The organism is Citrobacter sp. Cf116, assembly GCF_030336505.1.
GTDB classification, from domain to species: Bacteria; Pseudomonadota; Gammaproteobacteria; order Enterobacterales; family Enterobacteriaceae; genus Citrobacter; species Citrobacter freundii.
In genome coordinates this window covers 270,135-286,376 of record NZ_JAOWEQ010000040.1, presented here as the reverse complement: position 1 = coordinate 286,376, position 16,242 = coordinate 270,135, and the positions used below count along the sequence as shown (strand labels likewise).

Genomic DNA, 16,242 nt, shown 5'->3' with positions numbered 1-16,242 from the left:
TGGTCGCCTTCCTGTAACGCGAAATATTTAGGGAAAATTGCGTAAGCTACATATTAAATAATCCCCAGCGCGCGTTTACCGTGGATATTCAAATCCTCCAGCGTGAAGCGTCCTTCCCAGTTAGTTTCATAATCCTCTCGCGGGAAATCACCCGGCGATGCGCCTTTTTCCAGCGCAGCTTTCACTTTGTGGGCGTAGGCCAGATTTTTTTCGCACATCGGGGCGGCAGGGATATACATAACGTTACCCCAGCCCTGCTGATTTTCTACAGGCGCGACGGAGTGAATCACATCGCAATGCCACCACACGGAGTCTCCGGCGTCCAGTTGTGGAATGCTGGTTAACGCTTCAATCAGCAACGGATGCCATTGCGCAGAAATCGGCAGGACTCTGCCGGGCGCTACGCCACAAAGCTCATCTTCCGGCACATCGCCAAGCAATGGGCGTAACAGCACATACGCCATCGCTTCAGGAATCGGAACCACGTGCAACAATCCCTGTCCTGGCAGCATATCGGACAACGCAGTCCAGCCCTGGAAGGTACGGAACACTGAACATTTGGTGGTGTTATCCACCGTGTACTCTTCTACTTCGGTGCGATGCGCAGCCTGCCACGGATCGTAATCTGCCAACTTGCCATTAAAAACATGAGCAAATACCTGCTGATACGCAGGCAGCAGCCAGCGTTCCAGCGCGCCGGAATCCGTATGCGCGCCCAGCCCTTTGGAGGTGGTTCCCGGCGGACGGCGGCGTATACGGTCAGGGTAGATAACGCTGACATCCGGGTTAAACCATTGTTTACCTTCGCTTGAAAATGTCCAAAGACGATTGAGGAACGACTGGGCATTGGCCATTTCTTCACTTTGGCGGGCCTGCATCTGCGCCTGGGACCAGTAAATGGGGTAGATTTCAGGTCGCGATGCGCTCAGGGTGCCGAAGAAGTTATCGCCTGGCCCTTTGTAGACGTCATCAAAATGGTTGCGATCCAGGTAATCAAGCATCGACTGATCCCATGCCAGCGCCTGTTCGCGGGGGAAATGCCCTTTAATGACTGCGCATCCGCGACGCTTAATTTCTTCACGCTGCTCTGCACTCACGCGACCCGCTTTGATATCCGCATAGGACAACACAGGCCATACCGGGGAGCCTTGCGCTTTGAGAGCGTTGATTTCCGCCACGCGGGTGGCAATGGCATCGCTCAGCTGATTGAAGATCAACTGAACATCCCCAAGCTGTGCCCGCAGTTGCTGTTTCATCTGACGGATTGCCGCTTTGTGATCGGCGGGCAACGTGTCGCTGGTAAAAGTAAAAGCCATAACCACCTCGCATTAACTTTCATTCGAAACTAAATTTAATTACAAGTGACAATATAAGTTAAAAGTTAGTTAATGCAAGTTTAAAAACCTGCTGGTGTGAGCAAAATAGAAAAAGAGTGAAAACCGGGATGAGGGATACCCCGGTTGGCAGGATCAGGCGTTAAAAGGTGAAGTGTTATCCAGCACTGCCTGAATTACGTTCAGCGCGCCTTGATGGTTATTGTCATCGGTCTGATAGCGGGCAATCACTTTGATGCTCTCTGCCGCATTGTCCATGGCGAAAGAGTAGTGCGCCATCTTCAGCATTTCCGCGTCATTGCCACTGTCGCCAATGGCGACCACGTTTTGCGGTGACAGGTTCCAGCGTTTTAGCAGACGGCTGATCCCGTTAGCTTTATGTAATCCTGGAATGATCAGGTCGATAAACCCAAAGCCGCTGGTGACGGGCTTCATAATGCCATCAAGCGCGGTGTGCAGGTGATCGATAACCAGCGGGATCTGTTGGTCCGGTAAATTCAGCGAGAACTTGAACAGCACATCGTCGATATCCTGATAATCCTTGACGGGTTTCAGGCGGTGGTAGTGTTTTGACATCAAACCGACAAAGGACTCTGGGGCATTTTCGCTCACGTAGGCGCTTTGCAGTCCACAGGCCACAAAGTTGAGTTGCTTATCTTTGAGCAGTTCGCCAATGACAATGCGTGATTCGTGGCGCGTAAGCTCGCCGTGAAACAGCTGTTTGCCATGTTCAAACACCAGCGCCCCGTTCTCGGCGACAAAAGAGATCTCATCTTTGAGCTGCGGGAAAAAGGAGATCAACTGGTAATACTGGTTGCCGCTTGCCACGACAAATTCAATATCTCGTTTCTTCAGTTCCTGATACTGCGCCATAAAGCGTGCACGATCGTATTGCTTGGCGTCGTCGAGAAAAGTTCCGTCCATGTCTGTGACGATAACTTTGATGGTCATATATGCTCCTGGCTCATAACTGCGACCAGAAACATTTTAATAACAATGTGAGCTAAAGCACAAATTTAATTTCGAATGAAAGTAAAACGCCAGGTGGCAACTTCGCCTTACCCGGCTAAAGGGGGAGTATGTAAGCCCGGTAAGCGCAGCGCCACCGGGCGGGAGGGTTACAGCATATGTTCAGTGCGCGCGATGATATCGTCCTGTGCATCCGGTGAGAGAGCGGTGAAGAAGGCGGAATAACCTGCTACACGCACCACCAGGTCACGGTACTGATCCGGGTGTTTTTTGGCTTCCAGCAGCGTTTCACGAGAAACGATGTTGTACTGAATATGCCAACCTTTGTGCTCTTCAAAGAAGGTACGCAGCAGAATCATCAGCTTTTGTTTGTCAGACTCATTTTCCAGCGTGGCCGGGTTCAGCTTCTGATTTAATAGCACGCCACCGAGAATCGAACCGGTCGGCAGTTTACCCACCGAGCCAATTACCGCAGTTGGGCCGAGATGGTCCGTACCGGAAGCCGGGCTTGCGCCTTCTGCCAGTGGAGTGTGTGCTTTACGGCCATCCGGCGTTGCCATTGTTGCTGCGCCAAACGGCACGTTTGCAGAAATAGACGAGGTCCCGGCGTAGTAATTGCCGCCAACCGGACCACGCCCGTAACGCGGATTATGATACTGTTTCAGTTCATCGATATAAGTCTGATAAGCGCGGGCCAGCAGCGTATCAACGCTATCGTCATCGTTGCCATATTTCGGTGCGCCGTTGATTAGTCGTTGGCGTAACTGCTCATGGGTCAGACCGTCAAAATCATCGGCCAGCGCGGCGGCCAGTTGTTGTTGACCGATAGCGCCCTGTTCAAAGACCAGTTTCTTCACTGCTGCCAGGCTGTTGCCGAGGTTGGCGATACCCACCTGCAAACCTGATACCCAGTCATACTTCGCGCCGCCTTGCTTAATGCTTTTCGCGCGTTCGATACAGTCGTCTACCAGCGCGGAGCACAGAATATCGTGTACGTTCTCTTCCAGCATGGTGTCAACGACATACTCGATTTCAATGGATTTACGCGTGTAGTAGCGAATCTGTGTATCCCAGGCATCCATCACTTCATCGAAATTGTTGAAGTTGCCAGCTGAGAGCGCTTTTTCCTGCGGCAGGAAGACTTTGCCGCTGGTGGCATCGCGTCCGCCTTCCAGCGCCGCCAGCATCACGCGGGCAAAGTTAATAAAGCTCATGCCGGTGCAGCGGTAGCCCCATTTGCCGCCAACGGCGGTTTCGATGCAACCAATCGCTGCATAGTCATAGGCATCTTGCGGTTCAATGCCCAGCTTAATGAATTCCGGAATGACGATTTCATCGTTGTTAAAGGCTGGCATCCCGAAGCCGCAGCGGATCACCTGCACGCAGGCATCAAGGAAGTCATTACTCATCCCCGCGTGATAACGCACGCTCAGGTTCGGCTGAGTAGAACGCAGGCGGCCACAGGACTCCAGAATGGCGTAGGAGAGCGGGTTGACGGCATCCATCGCCTGACCGCTGACCAGGTTCTGGCCACCTATGGTTACGTTCTGATACAGCGGGCTGCCCGCTGAGGCTTTCGAATGGGAGCCAGAACGGATTTTGTTCACTTCCAGCAGTTTCAGCCAGCAGCTGTGCAACAGCTCAATGGCGTGCTCACGATCGAGGCTCTGATTCAGTTCTACGTCACGACGGTAGAACGGGTAGAGGTACTGATCCATACGGCCAAACGATACTGAGTGACCGTTAGATTCAATTTGCAGAATCAACTGGATGAAATAGCACAACTGCAACGCCTGCCAGAATGTTTTTGGTGGCTCATGGGCAATCACATCATAGTTTTCCGCCATGGTCAGCAGTTCATCACGACGGCTGGTGCGCGTTTCTGTGGATGCCATTTTACGCGCCAGCGCGGCAAAGCGCTCAATGTGTAAAGTGACGGCTTCCAGCACGATATCAATCGCTTTCAGGAACTGATCGCCGTGGAGATCGTCCAGACACGTCAGATTGATGCGGGAGCGACGTTCATCGACTTTGTGGCGCAGGCCGTCGAGACCTTTTTCCAGTAGTAGCGGGAAGTTCACCGCCAGGTGTGCGTCGCCGGAGGTCATATTACCTTCGGCTTTGATAATGCCGGTTTCTAGCAACCCTTTCTGCTCGTCAGTGAACATCCCGTAGCAGCGATCCTGCACGGTCTGACCACGCCACCACGGACACACCTCGTGTAATACGCGTTTATTCTCTTCGCTTACCGCAAAGCCTGCGCCCGGTCTGTCGGCGAGGTCGTCGATCTCTTTTTCAATCCAGGAGACGGTGTATTCCGGGAAGATCGGCGCGGCGCGCACTTCGCTTGCCTGGTTACCGATAATCAGTTCGTCATGCTTGATCCAGATGGTGCGTTCCGCCAGATGATGGGCCAGCGCCAGCGCGCGGCGTACCGGGATCGGCTTATCCAGATGTTGCTGATACATCTCGGTATAGTGCTGGGCGCGCTCGGTACAAACCGGCGGTTTCACGATATGGATCAGGGCTGTTTTATGCGCTTTGATACGATCGCTGAGTGTGTCCAGTTTCAGAGTGGTCATGGCGATTATCCTCGTAGGGTCGCGGTTAAACCTTTAAGGCTGGCATACTGCTGGGCAAATTCGAGCAGTGCAGGCGCATCAAGCGGTTTATCCGGTGCGTTGTAGGGTTGACTGAGTAAGTGGTACTTGTTGATACCTAGGGTGTGGTAGGGCAAAAAATGAATCTCCCCGACGTGAAGCTCGTCGGCAGCAAAATCGGTAATAGCCTGGATGGCGGCTTCGTCAGCGTTGAACCCCTGAATCAGCGGTACGCGGATAATCATTTTTTTACCAGCTGCGGCCAGTTTTTTTAGATTTTCCAGCACACGAGAGGCGCTGCCATCGGTCCACTGTTTAAACGGCGCATCCGCCACGTGTTTTAGATCGGCCAGAAACAGATCGACGTCAGATAATGATGGTTCAATATACTTCCACGGGACATGCAGGCAGGTTTCCACTGCGGTATGAATGCCGGCGTCGTGGCTGGCTTTGAGCAAAGAAGCCGCCAGCTCTGGCTGCATAAACGGTTCGCCACCGGACAGGGTTAGGCCCCCTCCGCTGCGATCGTAAAACGGTTTATCACGCAATACGGTCGCCATGATTTCGTCCACGCTTTTTACCTCTCCACAGACGGTTAGTGCCTGCGTTGGACAGCAGTGGGTCAGCGCCGTCAGATCGTCATCGGTCAGTTTTTCGCGATGAATCAGCAACCCGCTTAGTGCCCGCTCAATTACTGCGGGTGCTGCCTGAGCACAAAGATCGCAACCATCAAGGCACAGGCGTGCGTCATAGAGCAGATCCTGCGTACGGGCGCGACTTTCCGGATTCTGGCACCACCGACAGCCCAGGGAGCATCCCTTAAGGAACACCACAGTACGGATCCCGGGACCATCATGCGTGGAATAGCGCTGGATATTGAAAATCATAAGCGACCTCTTTTCTTTCGTATAAAGATTAAATTACTTTCGAATGAAAGTTATATTGACGTGCGTCAACTAACCGTGAGGTTTCGCCGTGCTACCTTTTATTCATGCTAATTATTCGTTTGAGGAAAGGTTATGGAACTCTATTTAGATACGTCTGACGTTGATGCGGTAAAAGCTCTGGCGCGCATTTTCCCGCTGGCAGGGGTGACCACTAACCCGAGTATTGTGGCGGCGGGGAATCAGACGCTGGAAGTACTACTGCCGCAACTGCAGGAAGCGATGGGAGGACAAGGCCGTCTGTTTGCTCAGGTGATGGCGACCACCGCCGAAGGGATGGTTAGCGATGCGCGTAAGCTGCGGGCAATCATTGCTGATATCGTGGTCAAAGTGCCGGTAACAGCAGAAGGTCTGGCGGCTATAAAATTGCTGAAAGAAGAAGGGATCCCGACGTTGGGTACTGCGGTATACGGTGCAGCTCAAGGGTTATTGGCTGCACTGGCAGGTGCGGAATATGTTGCGCCATACATTAACCGCGTGGATGCGCAAGGAGGGGATGGCATTCAGACGGTGACCGACCTGCAGACGTTACTGAAAATGCATGCCCCGCACGCCAAAGTACTGGCAGCCAGTTTTAAAACGCCGCGTCAGGCGCTGGATTGCCTGCTGGCAGGCTGCGAGTCCATCACGCTACCGCTGGACGTTGCTCAGCAGATGATTAGCTCCCCGGCAGTTGATGCTGCCGTCGCGAAGTTTGAGCACGACTGGCAGAGCGCATTCGGTCGCACGTCTATTTAAACGAGAGTGCCGGGATGTAGTCCCGGCATTATTGCGTACATGTTTCCGTCAAAATGAATGTGTTGCAGTTGTACGCTTTTATCTGCGAATCCCTCTCGTAAAACCGACAAAGTCGGCATGCGACCCGTCATCATGGCAGGTACAGTCGTGTCATCATGTTAATCAGGTGACGGACCGCCATGAAAAAATCACCCACATCCACGCCGCACGATGCGCTATTTAAAACGTTTTTAAAATACCCGGAAACGGCGCGCGATTTCATTGAAATCCATCTTCCCTCCACGCTACGAACGCTGTGCGATTTTTCGACATTAAAGCTGCAACCGACCAGTTTTATCGAGGATAACTTACGTGCATATTATTCCGATGTACTTTGGTCGATGAAAACCAGTGAAGGGCACGGCTATATTTATGTCGTAATCGAACATCAAAGCTGCCAGGATGTTCATATGGCATTTCGCCTGATGCGTTATGCGATAGCGGCAATGCAAAGTCACCTCGACGCCGGGCATAATACGTTACCTTTAGTTGTGCCGATGCTGTTTTATCACGGAATCGATACACCTTATCCCTTCTCTCTATGCTGGCTGGATGAGTTTGATAATCCAACACTTGCACGTCAGCTCTACCTGTCAGCTTTTCCGCTGGTAGATATTACCGTTGTTCCAGATGAAGAGATCATGCAGCACCGACGCATTGCTCTTCTGGAACTGATTCAAAAGCATATTCGTCAGCGCGATTTGATGGGGTTGGTGGACAAGCTGACCGCGCTGTTGGTTACCGGAAGCGCTAATGACAGCCAGCTAAAAGCGCTGTTTAATTACCTGCTAATCCAGCACGGTCACAAACCGCGCTTTGGACGATTTATGCGCAAGCTGGCGCAGCGGGTACCCGAACACAAGGAGAGTACAATGAATATTGTGGAAAAAATACGTAGGGCAGGACAGCGAAAGGGGATGCGGGAAGGCATGCAAAAAGGCTTGGTTGAAGGCCGTCGCGAGGAAGCGTTACGCATTGCTCACTCAATGCTGGACGATGGTCTCCCACGGGCGGTCATCGCGAGGATTACTGGGCTTTCTGAAGATGACGTTAAATCACTGACGTATTGAACGTATATTAATTCAGCCCCGGATAACAAACGCCGCCGGGGCTTTCGTTTATTGCCCGCAGACCTCGCACCCCGGATTACACATCAGCTTCATTTCGCGAAACTGGCAGGTCATGGCATCGTACATGACGATTTTTCCGGATGCCGGTTTACCGTAGTTTGCCAGCAGCTTAATGGCTTCCATCGCCTGTAACGAGCCGATCACGCCGATCAGCGGGGCCATCACTCCGGCTTCTACACAGGTCAGGGCGTTTTCACCGAACAAACGGCTCAGGCAACGGTAGCAGGGCTCGCCTTCCTGATACGTAAAGACGGTAATTTGCCCTTCCATGCGAATTGCTGCACCGGAAACCAGCGGAACTCTGGCGGCAAAGCATCCGGCATTCAGCTGATTGCGGATGCTGACGTTATCCGTACAGTCCAGCACCAAATCGTGTTCGGCAATAAGCGCATGAATCTCGCTGTCATCCAGCAGCGCATTCACCGGCGTAATGGCGATATAAGGGTTAATCCGCGTTAGCGCGTCACGGGCGGATATCACTTTTGGTTGCCCTACGGTTGCATCGCTGTGCAGCGTCTGGCGTTGGAGGTTTGACACGGATACCGTGTCAAAGTCGAGCAGGGTTAAATGCCCGACGCCAGCACCAGCAAGGTACTGGGTTGCAGCACATCCCAGTCCCCCCAGACCAACGACCAGTACCCGCGCATCTTTGAGCGCTTCCTGACCTTCGAAATCGAAGCCGCGCAGAATGATTTGCCGGTTATAGCGCATCATCTCCTGGTCGCTGAGTTCTGCCATTACAGGCCTCCAAACAGTGCGTTAAATGGCTCAACTTCAACCCATTCTCCGGCCTCAACGTTACCGCGATCGCGCTCCAGCACAATAAAGCAGTTGCCCTGGCTAAAGGAGCTAAAAATATGTGAGCCCTGGTGCCCGGTGGTAGTGACTTCCAGTTCGCCTTCCGCGGTACGCTGCAATACACCACGCTGAAAATCCAGACGCCCTGGCGTTTTCTTCAGGCGTGAAGCGGTGCGTACGCGCTGGCGCGGAGGCAACCCACAGGCGGTGTTGCCGCTGAGTTTCGCCAGCAGCGGTTGTACCAGTTGATAAAAGGTGAGGGCAGCAGACACCGGGTTACCCGGCAGGCCGCAAAACCAGCTGTTGCTCAGTTTGCCAAAGGCGAACGGTTTACCGGGTTTGATGGCCAGCTTCCAGAAGGCAATTTCTCCCAGCTCTTCCAGAATGGTTTTGGTGTAATCCGCTTCGCCTACCGAAACGCCACCAGAGCTGATGACGACGTCGGCCTGGCTGTCGGCTTCGATAAATGCGGCCCGCAGCGCGTTGGGATCGTCGCGAATAATTCCTAAGTTGATCACCTCGCAGCCCAACTGCTGCAGCATCAGGTGAACGGTCAGACGGTTTGTGTCATAAATCTGCCCGTCACCCAGCGGCTGACCCGGCAATTGCAGCTCATCACCGGTGGAGAACAACGCCACGCGGACTTTACGCACAACGGGGACCTCGGCAATACCGAGCGAAGCCAGCACGGGAAGCTCGGCGGTTGTCAGACGAGTTCCTGTGGGGAATACCACCGCGCCGTTTGCAATATCTTCACCGCGCAAACGAATATTTTGTCCGCTGCGGACGTCGGCGGTAAAACGCACACCGTCGTCAGTTTGTTCCGTTTGCTCCTGCATTACCACGGCTTCACAACCGGCAGGCACCGGGGCTCCGGTCATAATACGGATGCAGGTTCCCGCAGGCCACTCGCCGTGGAATGGCTGTCCAGCAAAGGCTTTGCCAGCCACCGCAAGAGGCTGGTCTGATTGTAAATCGGCTAATCGCACCGCATAGCCATCCATTGCCGAGTTATCGAATCCCGGCACATCAATCGGGGAGACGACGTCGGTGGCCAGAATGCGGCCAAAGCATTGAACCAGCGGCAGCGTTTCGACGGCGGTGAGTGGGGTGATACGCGAAAGCATCTGAGAAAGAGCCGTTTCAAGCGGCATCAGTCCGGCGGTAAATTCCATGAGAAGACTCCTGCGGGGCAAAATCGAATCCGCTCATTATGTCAGAAAATGGACGCGGACAGTATGCTACCTCAGGCTTAGGATCAGATCTGATACAGGTTTTCTGCCAGAGATTAGTGCTACAGGAAAGATGCAGTATAGACTCATGATTTCTGCTTTTTCTCCAGGAGGCTAAATGTCTGCGACTATCCCGGATTCAATTCGACGACAGGTGAATGCCGCCAGTGCACTGATTGCGCGGATTATCGAGGGCGATCTGGTTGCTGTTCATTTGTATGGCTCTGTTGTTGAAGGTGGCTTAAAGCCCCAAAGCGATATCGATTTACTGGTTACCATTAGGCAGCCACTTAATACCCGGCAAAGAAATGATCTGATGCAGGGTTTTCTGGAAATATCAGCCCCGCCTGGTAGCGTTGATAGATATCGGGCGCTGGAAGTGACCATCGTGGTCTATTCACAACTTGTACCCTGGCAATTCCCACCGTCAAGAGAAATGCAATTTGGCGAATGGTTGCGTGACGATATTCGCGCGGGAATTGTTGAACCGACACAGGTGGATCCTGATCTCTCCATCCTGCTGACCCAGGCCAGGCGCGCCAGCGTAGCGTTGTTCGGTGAAGCCGCTGAGACGTTATTCAACGTCATTCCTTTTAGCGATGTCGTGCAAACATTTCGGCATATTCTTGATATGTGGCAGAAAACGGGCGATTTAGAGGGTGACGAGCGAAATATCATCCTTACTCTGGCGCGTATTTGGTACAGCGTGGTTACGGGCAATATTGTCGCTAAAGATGAAGCCGCCTCCTGGCTTATACCGCAATTACCCTTTGAGTATGCTGACACGCTGCAAGCCGCGCGTGCGGAATACCTGGGGTTAACTAAAAAGAACTGGGCTGCGTCTATGCAGTCTGTTGAACGCTTTGTGTTTTATGCAAAAAAACAGATTGCCGTTCGGCTTGAATAATATATTCAACGATGTTGGAAGATCCCCTTTCTGATTAACTCATCTAAATAACCTGATGGGATGGGGTGTGAGGTACGGGCCTTAACCTTTACATGACGTCTGCATCTTTCTATATTCAAAAATCGAATCAATAAGTCACAGAAATTCTGATATTTATAACCCCGGTACCTGCCACCTAATGGACGAATAAAATGGGTAAAGCAGTCATTGCAATTCACGGCGGCGCAGGGGCTATCACCCGTTCGCAGCTGAGCCAGGAGCAAGAGTTGCGTTATATACAGGCGCTGTCGGATATCGTTGAAACCGGCCAGCGGATGCTTGAAGACGGTCGTAGCGCACTGGATGTCGTTACCGAGGCCGTGCGCCTGCTGGAAGAGTGTCCATTGTTTAATGCCGGAATTGGCGCGGTGTATACGCGTGATGAAACCCATGAACTTGATGCCTGCGTGATGGATGGTAACACGCTTAAGGCGGGAGCCGTCGCCGGGGTCAGCCATTTACGCAATCCGATTATCGCGGCGCGTCTGGTAATGGAACACAGCCCACACGTCATGATGATAGGTGAAGGGGCTGAAAACTTTGCCATTGCGCAGGGTATGGAGCGCGTATCAGCGGATATTTTCTCGACGCCAGAACGCTACGCTCAACTTCTGGCGGCGCGAACAGCGGGTGAAACGGTGCTGGACCATAGCGCGAGCCCGCTGGATGAAAACAACAAAATGGGTACCGTGGGTGCGGTCGCATTAGATATGTTTGGCAATCTGGCGGCAGCAACATCCACCGGTGGGATGACCAATAAATTACCGGGGCGGGTGGGTGACAGTCCGTTGGTTGGCGCAGGCTGTTATGCCAATAATGCAAGTGTGGCAGTCTCCTGCACCGGAACCGGAGAAGTCTTTATTCGTGCTTTGGCGGCCTATGACATTGCGGCGTTGATGGACTACGGCGGTCTGAGTTTATCCGAAGCGTGTGAACGCGTAGTGATGGAAAAATTACCAGCGCTTGGCGGCAGCGGCGGTTTAATTGCTATCGATCATGAGGGCAATGTCGCTTTGCCGTTTAACAGCGAAGGCATGTACCGCGCCTGGGGATACGCAGGTGATACGCCAACAACCGGTATTTATCGGGAAAAAGGAGATAGCGTTGCCACACAGTGATGAGCTTGATGCCAGCGATGTGCTGGCAGTCAGCAATCTGAATATTGCCTTTGAACAGGAGCAGCAGCGTGTCAGCGCAGTGCGCAATCTGTCATTTCGCCTGAAGCGTGGCGAAACGCTGGCGATAGTCGGTGAGTCTGGTTCTGGTAAGTCGGTGACCGCCTTGTCGCTGATGCGTCTGATTGAACAGTCCGGCGGCGAGGTGAGCTGCGATGAAATGCTCCTCCGACGCCGTAATCGACAGGTTATTGAGCTGGGTGAACAGAGCGCATCACAAATGCGTCACGTGCGCGGTGCGGATATCGCGATGATCTTCCAGGAGCCTATGACATCGCTTAATCCGGTGTTTACCGTGGGCGAGCAAATTGCCGAGTCTATCCGCTTGCACCAGGGTGCCAGTCATGAAGAGGCGATGGTAGAAGCGAAGCGAATGCTCGACCAGGTGCGTATCCCCGAGGCGAAGGCGATTTTATCGCGTTATCCACACCAGCTTTCCGGCGGTATGCGCCAGCGGGTGATGATCGCCATGGCACTGTCGTGTCGCCCTGCGGTTTTAATTGCTGATGAGCCGACAACCGCGCTGGATGTCACCATTCAGGCGCAGATCCTGCAACTGATAAAAGTGTTGCAGCAGGATATGTCGATGGGAGTGATCTTTATTACCCACGATATGGGCGTTGTGGCGGATATTGCCGACCGCGTGCTGGTGATGTATCAGGGCGAGGCGGTAGAAACCGGCAGCGTTGAGCAGATTTTTCACACTCCCCAGCATCCTTATACTAAAGCGCTGCTGGCAGCCGTGCCGCAGCTTGGGGCAATGAACGGGCATGAACTTCCGCGCCGTTTCCCGCTTATTTCATTACACGATCCCAGCCATGTAGAGCCACAGACCGAACAGGATACCGTGGTTGAAGGCGAGCCAATTTTGCAGGTACGTAACCTGGTGACGCGTTTTCCTCTGCGTAGCGGCATTCTAAATCGCGTGACTCGCGAGGTGCATGCAGTGGAAAACGTCAGCTTTGACCTGTGGCCGGGAGAAACGCTCTCGCTGGTGGGAGAGTCGGGCTGTGGGAAATCCACCACCGGGCGGGCGCTGTTGCGCCTGGTTGAGTCTCAGCGTGGGGAAATCATTTTCAACGGACAGCGTATTGATACCCTTGCTGCCAGCAAGTTGCAGCCGCTGCGTAGGGATATTCAGTTTATCTTCCAGGATCCGTATGCCTCGCTCGATCCACGTCAGACGGTGGGATATTCCATTCTGGAGCCGCTACGGGTGCATGGGTTATTGCAGGGTGATGCGGGGTCAAAACGGGTTGCATGGCTGCTGGAACGCGTAGGATTGTTGCCTGAGCATGCCTGGCGCTATCCGCACGAGTTTTCCGGCGGTCAGCGTCAGCGTATCTGTATTGCACGGGCATTGGCACTCAATCCCAAAGTGATTATTGCCGATGAATCTGTCTCGGCGCTGGATGTTTCAATTCGCGGGCAAATCATCAACCTGATGCTCGACCTGCAGCGAGAATTGGGTATCGCATATCTGTTTATTTCTCACGATATGGCGGTGGTGGAACGGATCAGTCACCGTGTAGCGGTAATGTATCTCGGGCAAATCGTTGAGATTGGCCCCCGACGCGCGGTGTTTGAAAATCCGCAACATCCGTATACACGCAAACTGATGGCGGCAGTACCGGTTGCCGATCCATCGCATCACCGACCACAGCGTGTGCTGTTGTCGGATGATATCCCCAGCAATATCCGCAAGCGCGGCGAAGAGATTTCCCCCGTGTCGTTACAGTTAGTTGGCCCGGGGCATTATGTTGCGCGTGGGCAACCAGAAAATGCGCTTTCGCGTTTATAACAGGCAGGCAGGGTTTAAGGAGAATAACATGACAAAAATTGTTGCTCGGAAATGGCTGGTTGCTGTGGGAGTGGCCTCTGCGCTGGCCGCATCGCCTGGCTGGGCCGCCAAAGACGTGGTGGTGGCGGTAGGATCCAATTTCACCACGCTTGACCCCTATGACGCGAATGACACGTTGTCGCAGGCGGTAGCGAAGTCGTTTTATCAGGGACTGTTTGGCCTTGATAAAGAGATGAAGCTGAAAAATGTGCTGGCAGAGAGCTATACGGTTTCTGATGACGGCCTGACTTACACTCTTAAGCTGCGTCAGGGTGTGAAATTTCAGGATGGCACCGACTTCAACGCTGATGCGGTTAAAGCCAACCTCGACCGCGCCAGCAATCCGGAAAACCGTCTGAAACGCTACAACCTGTATAAGAATATCGATAAAACCGAGGTTGTAGATCCGTCAACGGTGAAGATTACGCTGAAACAGCCGTTCTCTGCCTTTATCAATATTCTGGCGCATCCGGCAACGGCAATGATTTCTCCCGCCGCGCTGGAGAAATACGGTAAGGAGATCGGTTTCCACCCTGTGGGGACCGGGCCGTACCAGCTTGATACCTGGAATCAGACAGATTTTGTGAAGGTTAAGAAGTTCGCGGGTTACTGGCAGCAAGGGCTGCCAAAGCTGGATACGATTACCTGGCGTCCGGTGACCGACAACAACACGCGTGCGGCCATGCTGCAGACCGGGGAAGCGCAGTTTGCCTTCCCGATCCCTTACGAGCAGGCTGCGTTACTGGCGAAGAATAAAAACCTGGAACTGGTGGCCAGTCCGTCTATTATGCAGCGTTACATCAGCATGAACGTCACACAAAAACCGTTCGATAATCCGAAGGTGCGCGAGGCGTTGAATTATGCGATCAACCGTCAGGCGCTGGTGAAAGTGGCGTTTGCCGGTTATGCCACGCCAGCAACGGGCGTTCTTCCTCCGTCGATAGCCTATGCGCAAAGCTATACGCCATGGCCATACGACCCGGCGAAAGCGCGCGAACTGCTGAAAGAAGCAGGTTATCCGAACGGTTTTACCACCACGCTATGGTCTTCACATAATCACAGTACCGCGCAGAAAGTGCTGCAATTTACCCAGCAGCAGCTGGCGCAGGTGGGAGTTAAGGCTCAGGTAACAGCGATGGATGCCGGCCAGCGCGCGGCGGAAGTCGAGGGTAAAGCGCAGAAAGAGAGCGGGGTGCGGATGTTCTACACCGGCTGGTCTGCCTCTACGGGGGAAGCGGACTGGGCGCTGTCACCGCTGTTTGCATCACAAAACTGGCCGCCAACGCTGTTTAATACGGCGTTCTATAGCAATAAGCAGGTGGACAGTGATTTAGCGGCGGCCTTGCAAACTAACGATCCAGCGCAGAAAGCGAAGCTGTACAAGGATGCGCAGGATATTATCTGGAAAGAGTCGCCGTGGATCCCACTGGTAGTGGAAAAACTGATTTCGGCGCACAGCACCAGATTGACCGGGTTCTGGATTATGCCGGACACCGGATTTAGCTTTGATGATGCGGATTTAAAATAAGCTATTCATTCGGCCCCGCTAACCAGGGGCCGGCGAAGGGAGCGTGATGCTTAACTATGTTTTCAAGCGCCTGCTGGGGTTGATCCCAACGCTATTGATTGTTGCGGTGCTGGTGTTTTTATTTGTTCACCTGCTACCCGGCGATCCGGCCCGGCTGATTGCCGGACCGGAAGCTGACGCCGAGGTGATTGAACTGGTACGCAAGCAGCTGGGTCTGGACCAACCGCTGCATATTCAGTTCTGGCATTACATGACCAACGTGTTGCAAGGCGATTTTGGCACGTCGATGGTTTCTCGTCGCCCGGTTTCCGAAGAGATAGCCAGCCGTTTTATGCCGTCGTTATGGCTGACAATTGCGAGTATGGCATGGGCTGTGTTATTTGGTATGACGGCGGGGATCATTGCAGCCGTATGGCGCAATCGCTGGCCGGACAGGTTGAGTATGACGCTGGCGGTCACCGGGATCTCGTTCCCGGCGTTTGCGCTTGGCATGCTGCTCATGCAGATATTCTCCGTTGAGCTTGGCTGGTTGCCAACCGTTGGCGCTGATACCTGGCTGCACTATATCCTCCCGTCTATTACTCTGGGCGCGGCGGTGGCTGCGGTGCTGGCCAGGTTTACCCGCGCCTCGTTCGTCGATGTGCTCAGCGAAGACTATATGCGTACCGCGCGGGCTAAAGGGGTGAGTGAGACTTGGGTGGTGTTAAAACATGGTCTGCGTAACGCGATGATCCCAGTGGTCACCATGATGGGGCTACAGTTTGGCTTTTTGCTTGGTGGATCAATCGTGGTTGAGAAGGTGTTCAACTGGCCTGGGCTTGGGCGACTGCTGGTGGACTCCGTCGAAATGCGCGACTATCCGGTGATTCAGGCCGAGGTACTGTTGTTTTCTCTGGAGTTTATTCTTATCAACTTAGTGGTGGATGTGCTTTACGCCGCCATTAATCCGGCTATCAGGTACAAGTAAGG

Annotated in this window: 13 protein-coding genes; 7 read left to right on the top strand and 6 right to left on the bottom strand. The window is 53.3% G+C overall.

Annotated features, from left to right (window positions below; genetic code table 11):
- Positions 1-53 precede the first annotated feature (53 nt).
- From OGV74_RS18080 to OGV74_RS18065, 4 genes are all read right to left on the bottom strand, one after another.
- Positions 54-1,316, bottom strand: coding sequence for a DUF1479 domain-containing protein (locus tag OGV74_RS18080; protein ID WP_048219222.1), 1,263 nt, complete (start codon positions 1,314-1,316; stop codon positions 54-56).
- Positions 1,317-1,469: 153 nt separating this feature from the next.
- Positions 1,470-2,285 (bottom strand): Cof-type HAD-IIB family hydrolase, encoded by an 816-nt coding sequence (locus tag OGV74_RS18075; RefSeq protein WP_086503866.1) that lies wholly within the window; start codon positions 2,283-2,285, stop codon positions 1,470-1,472.
- A 167-nt stretch (positions 2,286-2,452) separates the two neighbouring features.
- Positions 2,453-4,885, bottom strand: coding sequence for a glycyl radical protein (locus OGV74_RS18070; protein ID WP_286521316.1), 2,433 nt, complete (start codon positions 4,883-4,885; stop codon positions 2,453-2,455).
- A gap of 5 nt (positions 4,886-4,890) precedes the next feature.
- On the bottom strand, positions 4,891-5,790 hold the full coding sequence (locus OGV74_RS18065) for a glycyl-radical enzyme activating protein (RefSeq protein WP_003035278.1): 900 nt from the start codon (positions 5,788-5,790) through the stop codon (positions 4,891-4,893).
- Between the two features lie 132 nt (positions 5,791-5,922).
- On the opposite strand from OGV74_RS18065, the gene fsa reads away from it, so the two are divergent.
- Positions 5,923-6,585, top strand: coding sequence for a fructose-6-phosphate aldolase (gene fsa / locus OGV74_RS18060; RefSeq protein ID WP_032948908.1), 663 nt, complete (start codon positions 5,923-5,925; stop codon positions 6,583-6,585).
- A 179-nt stretch (positions 6,586-6,764) separates the two neighbouring features.
- Positions 6,765-7,694 carry an Rpn family recombination-promoting nuclease/putative transposase gene (locus tag OGV74_RS18055; protein WP_086503867.1) on the top strand — a complete coding sequence of 310 codons (930 nt, stop codon included), beginning with the start codon at positions 6,765-6,767 and terminating at the stop codon, positions 7,692-7,694.
- 48 nt (positions 7,695-7,742) lie between these two features.
- Here OGV74_RS18055 and moeB read toward each other — a convergent pair whose 3' ends face one another.
- Together moeB and moeA are read right to left on the bottom strand one after the other, a co-directional pair.
- Positions 7,743-8,492: a molybdopterin-synthase adenylyltransferase MoeB gene (gene moeB, locus OGV74_RS18050; protein WP_003845450.1), complete on the bottom strand. Its 750-nt coding sequence runs from the start codon at positions 8,490-8,492 to the stop codon at positions 7,743-7,745.
- Positions 8,492-9,727 carry a molybdopterin molybdotransferase MoeA gene (moeA, locus tag OGV74_RS18045; protein ID WP_003836978.1) on the bottom strand — a complete coding sequence of 412 codons (1,236 nt, stop codon included), beginning with the start codon at positions 9,725-9,727 and terminating at the stop codon, positions 8,492-8,494. The genes moeB and moeA overlap by 1 nt, the downstream gene beginning before the upstream one ends.
- 175 nt (positions 9,728-9,902) lie before the next feature.
- On the opposite strand from moeA, the gene OGV74_RS18040 reads away from it, so the two are divergent.
- The 5 genes from OGV74_RS18040 (at position 9,903) to gsiC (ending at position 16,240) form a co-directional block, all read left to right on the top strand.
- Positions 9,903-10,691: an aminoglycoside adenylyltransferase family protein gene (locus tag OGV74_RS18040; protein ID WP_286521313.1), complete on the top strand. Its 789-nt coding sequence runs from the start codon at positions 9,903-9,905 to the stop codon at positions 10,689-10,691.
- Between the two features lie 191 nt (positions 10,692-10,882).
- Positions 10,883-11,848: a beta-aspartyl-peptidase gene (iaaA, locus tag OGV74_RS18035; protein WP_086503869.1), complete on the top strand. Its 966-nt coding sequence runs from the start codon at positions 10,883-10,885 to the stop codon at positions 11,846-11,848.
- Positions 11,835-13,706 carry a glutathione ABC transporter ATP-binding protein GsiA gene (gene gsiA, locus OGV74_RS18030; protein ID WP_086503870.1) on the top strand — a complete coding sequence of 624 codons (1,872 nt, stop codon included), beginning with the start codon at positions 11,835-11,837 and terminating at the stop codon, positions 13,704-13,706. The genes iaaA and gsiA overlap by 14 nt, the downstream gene beginning before the upstream one ends.
- A gap of 28 nt (positions 13,707-13,734) precedes the next feature.
- Positions 13,735-15,273: a glutathione ABC transporter substrate-binding protein GsiB gene (gsiB, locus tag OGV74_RS18025; RefSeq protein ID WP_003035297.1), complete on the top strand. Its 1,539-nt coding sequence runs from the start codon at positions 13,735-13,737 to the stop codon at positions 15,271-15,273.
- 46 nt (positions 15,274-15,319) lie between these two features.
- On the top strand, positions 15,320-16,240 hold the full coding sequence (gsiC, locus tag OGV74_RS18020) for a glutathione ABC transporter permease GsiC (protein ID WP_003836970.1): 921 nt from the start codon (positions 15,320-15,322) through the stop codon (positions 16,238-16,240).
- The last annotated feature ends 2 nt before the right edge of the window (positions 16,241-16,242 follow it).